Below are 7,955 nucleotides of genomic sequence, written 5' to 3' on the forward strand. Positions count from 1 at the left end.
GCGGCGCACAATATGGATGACCAGAGGTTCTATGAAAACACTGTTGGTGACGGGCGGTGCCGGCTTTATCGGTGCCAATTTCGTACTCCAGGCCATCGCCGACGGATTACGGGTGGTGAATCTCGACAAACTCACCTATGCCGGCAATCTCGGCACGCTTTCGTCGATCGAAGGTAACGGCCGGCACGTGTTCGTCCAGGGGGATATCGGCGACCGCGAGCTGATTCGGCGGCTTCTCGCCGAGCACCGGCCCGATGCCATCGTGAACTTCGCCGCGGAATCGCACGTCGACCGGTCCATCGACGGGCCCGCCGCGTTCGTCGAGACCAACGTCGTCGGCACGCTGGGGCTCCTTGAGGAAGCGCGTGACTTCTGGCGGTCGCTGGAGGGCGCGGCGAGAGACGCATTCCGCTTCCTGCATGTCTCCACCGACGAGGTCTACGGATCGCTGGGAGCGGAAGGGAAATTCACCGAGACGACTCCCTATGCGCCGAATTCTCCCTACTCCGCCAGCAAGGCCGCGTCGGATCATCTGGTCCGCGCCTTCCACCATACTTACGGACTGCCAGTCCTGACCACGAACTGTTCGAACAATTACGGGCCGTTCCAGTTTCCCGAGAAGCTCATCCCGCTGACCATCCAGAAAGCGCTGAAGGGCGAGTCCCTTCCTGTCTATGGCGACGGCAAGAACGTCCGCGACTGGCTGTTCGTACTCGACCACTGCTCGGCCATCCGCCGCGTCCTCGACCGTGGCCGGGTGGGCGAAACCTATAACGTCGGCGGCAACGCAGAGCAGGAAAACATTCACGTCGTCAAGACGATCTGCCGCATCCTCGATCAGCGCCAACCCCTTGCCAACGGCCAGCTTCGCGAATCCTTGATCACGTTCGTGCGCGACCGCCCGGGACATGATCGGCGGTACGCGATCGACGCCAGCAAACTCAAGAACGAACTGGGCTGGTCTCCGACCGAAACCTTCGAATCCGGCATCGAGGCGACGGTGAACTGGTACCTCGACAACCAGCCATGGGTCACCTCGATCCTGGACGGCAGCTATCGCATGGAGCGTCTGGGCGTATGACCACGAAGGGCATCATCCTCGCCGGCGGCTCCGGCACGCGGCTCTATCCGATTACCCAGGCCGTCAGCAAGCAGCTGCTGCCTGTGTACGACAAGCCGATGATCTACTACCCGCTGGCGACCCTCATGCTCGCGGGGATCCGCGACGTCCTGATCATCAATACCCCACATGAGCAGGCCCTCTTCCAGCGTCTGCTCGGTGACGGCTCGCAGTGGGGTATCGACATCTCCTATGCCGTTCAACCATCTCCCGACGGGCTGGCCCAGGCCTTTCTGATCGGCCGGGAATTCATAGCGGGGCAGCCCAGCTGCCTTGTTCTCGGCGACAACATCTTCTATGGCGAAGGCCTGACCGAGCGTCTGCAACGGGCCGCGAGCCGGCCGGAAGGCGCCACGGTCTTCGGGTATTGGGTGCGTGACCCGGAGCGCTACGGCGTAGCCGAATTTGACGGCCAAGGGCGCGTCATCGGACTCGAGGAAAAGCCGGCCAGGCCCAAGTCAAACTATGCGGTCACCGGGCTGTATTTCTACGATGGCCGTGCCTGCGATTTCGCCGCCGGACTCAAGCCGTCGCCTCGTGGCGAACTGGAGATCACCGATCTCAACCGGTGCTACCTGGACGACGGCTCGTTGATGCTGGAGCAACTCGGCCGCGGCTTCGCGTGGCTGGACACGGGCACCCACGCGTCGCTCATGGAAGCAGGCAACTATATCGAAACGATCGAAAACCGGCAGGGCCTCAAGGTCTGTTGCCCGGAGGAAATCGCTTTCTATAACCAGTGGATCGGTGCCGAGCAGGTGCTCGCCCTGGCGAAACCTCTGGCGAAGACGGGGTATGGCGAATACCTCCAGAACCTGGTCGGACACGGTCTCGTTAAATGAAGTGCATCCAGACGCCCCTTCCTGGCGTATATGTGATCGAACCTAAGATCTTCGGCGACTCGCGCGGATTCTTCTACGAGAGTTACAACGAAAAGGACTTCCGCGAGCACGGTATCGACCGTCGATTCGTGCAATCGAATGTGTCCCGTTCGTCCCGCGGCGTGCTGCGCGGGTTGCACTACCAATGGCCGCGACCGCAAGGCAAGCTCGTCAGCGTGCTGGAGGGCGAAGTGTACGATGTTGCCGTGGATATCCGCCGCGGCTCGCCCACCTTCGGACAATGGGCGGCCGCCATGCTGACCGCCGAGAACCATCGGCATTTCTGGATCCCCGAAGGATTCGCACACGGTTTTTGCGTCGTCTCTGACTACGCTACCTTCTCCTACCAGTGCACCGAACTGTACGACGCGGCCGCGGATGCAGGCATAGCCTGGAACGACCCCGCCCTCGCCATCGACTGGCCGGTAATCGACCCGGTGCTGTCGGAAAAGGACAAGAAAGCCCCGATCCTGGCAGAGGTTGCTCCCGAACGCCTGCCGGAGTACCGCTCGTGAGATTCCTGCTCCTGGGCGCAACGGGGCAACTCGGCCAGACCTTCCTCATGGAAGGCGGTCTGGCGCGCCGTGGCGCCGTCGTCGCGGTCAGCCGCGACGGCCAACTGGCCGACGGCAGCCCATGCGTCGCCACCGACCTGGCCCGTCCTGAAGCTCTTGCAGTGCTGCTCGATGCCGAGAGACCCGACGTCATCATCAATGCCGCCGCCTACACGGCCGTCGACAAGGCCGAGGAGGACGCGGCAACAGCTGAGCGGGTGAACGCCGATGCGGTCGCCTCGCTGGGAAGCTGGGCGGTAAGACATGGGGCATTGATCGTGCACTATTCGACCGACTACGTCTTCGACGGTACGGCCAATACACCGTACCCAGAGAGCGCCCCGACCTCTCCGGCCGGTGCCTATGGCCGCAGCAAGCTGGCGGGCGAGATCGCATTGCGCGCGACTGGCGCGCTCCACTTCATCTTCCGTACCGCCTGGGTGTACTCCCCGGTAGGCCACAATTTCCTCCGCACCATGTTGAGACTTGGCGCAGAACGAGACGAATTACGTGTCGTCGCCGATCAGCGCGGCACCCCGACGAGCACCGCACTCATCGTTGCCGGCACGCTTGCCGCCATCGATGCCTGGAGCGCCGGCGGGCCCGCCGAGCGCCAGCAACTGCCGGGTACGTATCATCTAACGGCTGGCGGCGAGACGACGTGGCACGGTTTCGCGGAATATCTGCTGCGAGGAGCCGTTGCCCGGAGACTGCTGCCCCGCCTGCCCAAGATCACGCCTATTGCCACGGCGGACTTTCCAACGCCAGCCCGGCGCCCGGAATATTCCGTACTCGCCACCGACCGCTTCGCCCAGTCGTTCCATTTCGATATCCCGGCGTGGCAATCCGGCGTAGACGACGTATTGACCACCCTATCGGAACACGCGGAATAATGGCCATGCTCATTCCCCTCATCCTCAGCGGCGGCAGTGGTACGCGCTTGTGGCCGGTTTCCCGCCGCAACCTGCCCAAGCAGTTCCTCACGCTCACCGGCAACGAAACGTTGTTCCAGCAGACCGTCCGCCGCGTCGCGAAGCTGCCCGACACTGGCGCCCCCATCGTGGTTGCCAGCGATGACCATCGCTTCCTCGCCGCTGAGCAGTTGCAGGAACTGGGCGTCGAGGGCGCCAGCATTTTGCTGGAGCCTGTGGCGAGAAATACCGCGCCAGCGATCGCCGTAGGCGCCCTCAGAGCGATCGAGAAGGCGCCGGACGCCCTCATCCTCGTCTTGCCTGCCGATCACTTGATCGGCGATGACGCGTCTTTTTCGGAAGCCGTGGCCAAGGCGCGACCGCTTGCCGAACAGGGTTGGTTGGCAACCTTCGGTATCCGCCCGAACCGTCCGGAAACAGGTTTCGGCTACATCCATCGGGGAGAAGCCATCGGCCAGCAGGGTTACCGCGTCGACCAGTTTGTTGAAAAGCCACCCCTGGATATCGCGGAAGGCTACGTGGCAAGCGGCAAGTACGATTGGAACTCCGGCATGTTCCTTTTCCGGGCATCCAGATATCTCGAGGAACTTGCTCAGCACGCCCCGGCGATGATGGAGGCCGCCCGCAATGCGTACGAGCGCGCCAACGTTGACTTGGACTTCGTCCGGCTGGCCCCCGATGCGTTCGCCGCCTCTCCCAGCAATTCCATCGACTATGCGGTCATGGAGAAGACCGCCCGGGCCGCCGTTGTCCCAGTGAGCTGCGACTGGAGTGACATCGGGTCCTGGGACGCCCTCTGGATGGCGGCCAGCAAGGATGCCGACGGCAATCACAAGGAAGGCGATGTGATTGCCATCGACACGCGCGGCTCGCTGATCCGCTCGCACGACAGGCACCTCGTGGCGACGGTGGGACTCGACGACGTCGTCATCGTCACGACGCCCGACGCCACGCTGGTCGCAAGGCGCGATGCCTCCCAGGAAGTGAAGCGGGTCGTGGAGGAATTGAAGTCCGCCGGACGCACCGAACACGATCTCCACCGTGTCGTTCGCCGGCCGTGGGGCATGTACGACTCCCTCGAGAGTGGCGACCGGTTCCAGGTGAAGCGCATCGTGGTCAAGCCAGGCGCGGCCCTCAGCTTGCAGATGCACCATCACCGGGCTGAACACTGGATCGTGGTCAAGGGCGTCGCCGAAGTGACATGCGACGACAAGGTGTTCCTGCTGGCCGAAAACCAGAGTACCTACCTGCCGCTGGGGAGCAGGCATCGTCTACGCAACCCAGGCAAGGTGCCCGTCGAGCTGATCGAAGTCCAGTCGGGCAGCTATCTCGGTGAGGACGACATCGTCAGATTCGACGATGTCTACGGACGCGCTGGAACTGTGGGATAGAGCCGTCGCCCGGCAGGAGCCTCGGCGGAGGTTCCTGCCGGGCCGGCCGCCCGGCTTTAGCCAGGAGCAACGGGCTCCTGAACATGTCAGCCTTTGATGAGATGCGCGATCTCGTCGGTCTTCGCGTTCATGAGCGCAATGTCGCCCTGTGACTCCACGTTCAGACGAAGCAACGGCTCGGTGTTCGAAGAGCGCAGATTGAAGCGCCACGAACCGAAATCGGCGCTGACGCCGTCGACACGCTCCAATGAAGGCGCGTCCTTCTCATAGTATGCAAGTACGCGTGCAACTGACGACTTGGCGTCATCCACGACGAAGTTGATCTCCCCGCTGCAGGGGTACGCAGCTACGCGCTCGGCAAGCATATCTGCGAGGCTCGTGCCGGTGCGGGAAACCCGTTCGGCGATCAGCAACCATGGGATCATTCCCGAGTCGCAGTATGCAAAGTCGCGGAAGTAGTGATGCGCGCTCATTTCGCCGCCGTAGACCGCATCCTCAGCCCGCATGCGCTCCTTGATGAATGCATGGCCCGTCTTGCTTTCGATGGCGATGCCCCCCGCGCTTTTCACCATGGCAATCGTGTTCCACGTAAGCCGCGGGTCGTGGATGATTTTTGCGCCCGGATGCTTCTCCAGCAGCTGTGCCGCCAAAAGCCCCACGACATAATAGCCCTCTATGAACTCCCCATGCGCGTCGAAGAAGAAACAGCGATCGAAATCGCCATCCCAGGCGATGCCGAAATCGGCACCGTGCGCACGCACCGCCTCGGCGGTCGCGGAACGGTTTTCGGGCAGGAGAGGATTCGGTATACCGTTAGGAAAGCTTCCGTCGGGCTCATGGTTTACCCGCACGAACTGTAACGGAAGATGGGATTCGAGCAGGTCGATAACCTGCCCCGCTCCGCCATTGCCCGCATTCACCACGACCTTCAGCGGACGCAGTACCGACGGATCGATGTATCCGAGGAGGTGCCGGATGTAAGCACTCTTGTCGTGATCGTGCACCACGCCACCGCGCGTAGCCGCCGGTTCACCGAATGCGTTCTCCTCAACCATTTTTTCGATGTCGCGCAAACCCGTATCGCCGCTGATCGGCCGCGAGCCCTCGCGCACCAGTTTCATACCATTGTAGTCGATGGGGTTATGGCTGGCGGTCACCATGATCCCGCCGGCGAGTTGCCGGTGGAAGGTCTGGAAGTAGACTTCTTCCGTGCCACACAGTCCAATGTCCACCACATCGCGACCTTCGTCGTTGAGCCCGCGGACGGTGGCCCCGGCAAGCGCGGGACTGTCATGCCGGATATCGTAACCGACAGCGACGACCCCCTCCCCGACCGTCCGCGCAAAGGCGCGGCCAAGTCGGTACGCGATCTCTTCGTTCAGTTCGTCCGGCACGCGGCCGCGAATGTCGTAGGCTTTGAAACACTTCATGAGAATGGCTCCAGCGAGTCAGCAGTCCATTCTCACCGGACAAGGGCCATCCCTCAAGGCTGGGCCGCATTCCCGAGGTCACCGCGCAGCGAATGGAATGCCGGGTGGCCCTCCCGGGACAGGAACGTGCGCGATTCCATAGAAGATACGCCGCTGACCTGCAAGGCGCGGCGATAACGCCCTTCATCGCCAGCATTCCAGTAAACAAGACGAAATTCGGTAATGCCGTCTTTCTTGAGCAGTTCGATCGTGCGAGGTTCGATGTCCACGCTGTAACGCACGCGATTCCCGGTAAGGAAGGCGAACGAGGTAAAGAACCCCCACTCGGGAAACAGAAAAGCGACGTGCCCGGGCGCACCGCGTGCTTCGATGGCCAACGTCGTAAGCGCGTCGCTGCTGTGACCGCGGCCGCCCGTCCTGACCAGCCACTCGTGGAAGCGAACCTGCTGGACGACGTTTCCGCTCACCACCGCAAGGGCCAATGCCATGAGCGCAGCTGTCCGGAGACGACGGGCGGGCGAGTGGCGTACCTGGACGAGCTGCGCCAGCAGAAGCGAGGGCAACAGGTAGACGAAAGGGAGGAGAACGCTGAAATGGTGCGCCCAGAGCCGGTGACCGAACAAGAACGCCACGGCGAGGAAAGAGAGCGGCATCAACGCAGGGAGACTGGTTGCCGCGCCTGGCTGGCGCCTTGCCCACTGGACGGCGCCGGTCGCGACCAGGCCCAGGACCGCGACGACGAGCCACCAGATCTTCATGGCGCCCCACCCGCCAGGAAGGCTCTGACCGAAGATCATGGCTTCATTGGCGACGTCGCTGGTCGCCAGCCCAACCATGCTCCACGCGTACCGGAGATTGTCTCCCGAGGCACCACCTGCGTCGAACGGCTTGAGCTGCCCCAGCCCTCCTCGCACGAATTCGAGCGTCGGACCAAGACCGTGCTTCTTCGCCAGCAGCGAGACGAACCCCAGGAGGAACGGCGAAACGCCGAGTGCGGCGCCAGCCACCCAGCGTCCCCAATCCCGTCGCGGGATCCAGCAGGCAACGATGATGGCCATCGCCGGCGCAAAGAAGGCGAGGACGAAGTAGCCGTAGCTGGCAAGGCCGAAAAAAACACCAGACCAGAATGCCCGACGGTGGACGATCCGCGAACCCGCCTCGGCCGGCAGCGCCAACAGCATGGAGACGACGAGCCAGGCGGCGCCTCCCAGCACGATGTAGAACTGGGTGCGGAAGGACGCGGTGAAGGCAAGTTCGGTCGCCAGCCCCAGCCCCGCAACCAGGGCCAGTCCGTGCGACCGGGTGAGACGCCTGGTCAAGTGATAGAACGCGGCGAGCAGGATCAGGCCGAAAACGGCCTGTTCCAGCCGCAATGAGGTGACGCTGAAGCCCGCGATGGCGAAGAACGGCAGGCCCAGGTAGGCGTTCTGCATGCCGTGGTAGAAACTGCCGAGGATCGGAAAGATCTTCGAGGGGATTCCCGCGCCGGGATTATGCCCGCGATGCAGCCATTGCGCGGCCAGGAAGTCGGGGTTAGCGGCGTCCATGTAGATCCCTGGCAGGTCGGCATGGGCCAGGACCAGGCACAGGAATGCCAACAACGGAACCGCCCAGCCCAGCCGTGCCGGCCACGCTTTCTTCCAATGA

The 7,955-nt window shown here is 62.9% G+C and carries 7 protein-coding genes; 5 read left to right on the plus strand and 2 right to left on the minus strand.

From position 1 onward, the window contains the following. Positions 1-31 precede the first annotated feature (31 nt). Genes rfbB through ACR9ZH_RS12555 form a run of 5 tightly spaced genes read left to right on the plus strand, consistent with a single transcriptional unit; the run spans position 32 to position 4,878 of the window. Positions 32-1,081: a dTDP-glucose 4,6-dehydratase gene (gene rfbB / locus ACR9ZH_RS12535; RefSeq protein WP_481291085.1), complete on the plus strand. Its 1,050-nt coding sequence runs from the start codon at positions 32-34 to the stop codon at positions 1,079-1,081. After that, on the plus strand, positions 1,078-1,962 hold the full coding sequence (gene rfbA / locus ACR9ZH_RS12540; protein WP_481291086.1) for a glucose-1-phosphate thymidylyltransferase RfbA: 885 nt from the start codon (positions 1,078-1,080) through the stop codon (positions 1,960-1,962). Before rfbB ends, rfbA begins: the two co-directional genes overlap by 4 nt. Next, a complete protein-coding gene (rfbC, locus tag ACR9ZH_RS12545) occupies positions 1,959-2,516 on the plus strand; it encodes a dTDP-4-dehydrorhamnose 3,5-epimerase (RefSeq protein ID WP_481291087.1) in 558 nt (185 codons plus the stop codon). Before rfbA ends, rfbC begins: the two co-directional genes overlap by 4 nt. Then, the gene (rfbD, locus tag ACR9ZH_RS12550; RefSeq protein ID WP_481291088.1) at positions 2,513-3,448 is read left to right on the plus strand and encodes a dTDP-4-dehydrorhamnose reductase; all 936 of its coding nucleotides are present in this window, start codon (positions 2,513-2,515) and stop codon (positions 3,446-3,448) included. The genes rfbC and rfbD overlap by 4 nt, the downstream gene beginning before the upstream one ends. Continuing rightward, a complete protein-coding gene (locus tag ACR9ZH_RS12555) occupies positions 3,448-4,878 on the plus strand; it encodes a mannose-1-phosphate guanylyltransferase/mannose-6-phosphate isomerase (protein ID WP_481291089.1) in 1,431 nt (476 codons plus the stop codon). The genes rfbD and ACR9ZH_RS12555 overlap by 1 nt, the downstream gene beginning before the upstream one ends. An 86-nt stretch (positions 4,879-4,964) precedes the next feature. Here ACR9ZH_RS12555 and ACR9ZH_RS12560 read toward each other — a convergent pair whose 3' ends face one another. Both ACR9ZH_RS12560 and ACR9ZH_RS12565 read right to left on the minus strand, forming a co-directional pair. After that, the gene (locus ACR9ZH_RS12560; RefSeq protein WP_481291090.1) at positions 4,965-6,308 is read right to left on the minus strand and encodes a phosphohexomutase domain-containing protein; all 1,344 of its coding nucleotides are present in this window, start codon (positions 6,306-6,308) and stop codon (positions 4,965-4,967) included. A 53-nt stretch (positions 6,309-6,361) separates the two neighbouring features. Beyond that, a partial coding sequence (locus ACR9ZH_RS12565) for a hypothetical protein (protein ID WP_481291091.1) occupies positions 6,362-7,955 on the minus strand: 1,594 nt, incomplete at its 5' end.

The organism is Luteibacter sp. SVR4-7G (genome assembly GCF_056755555.1).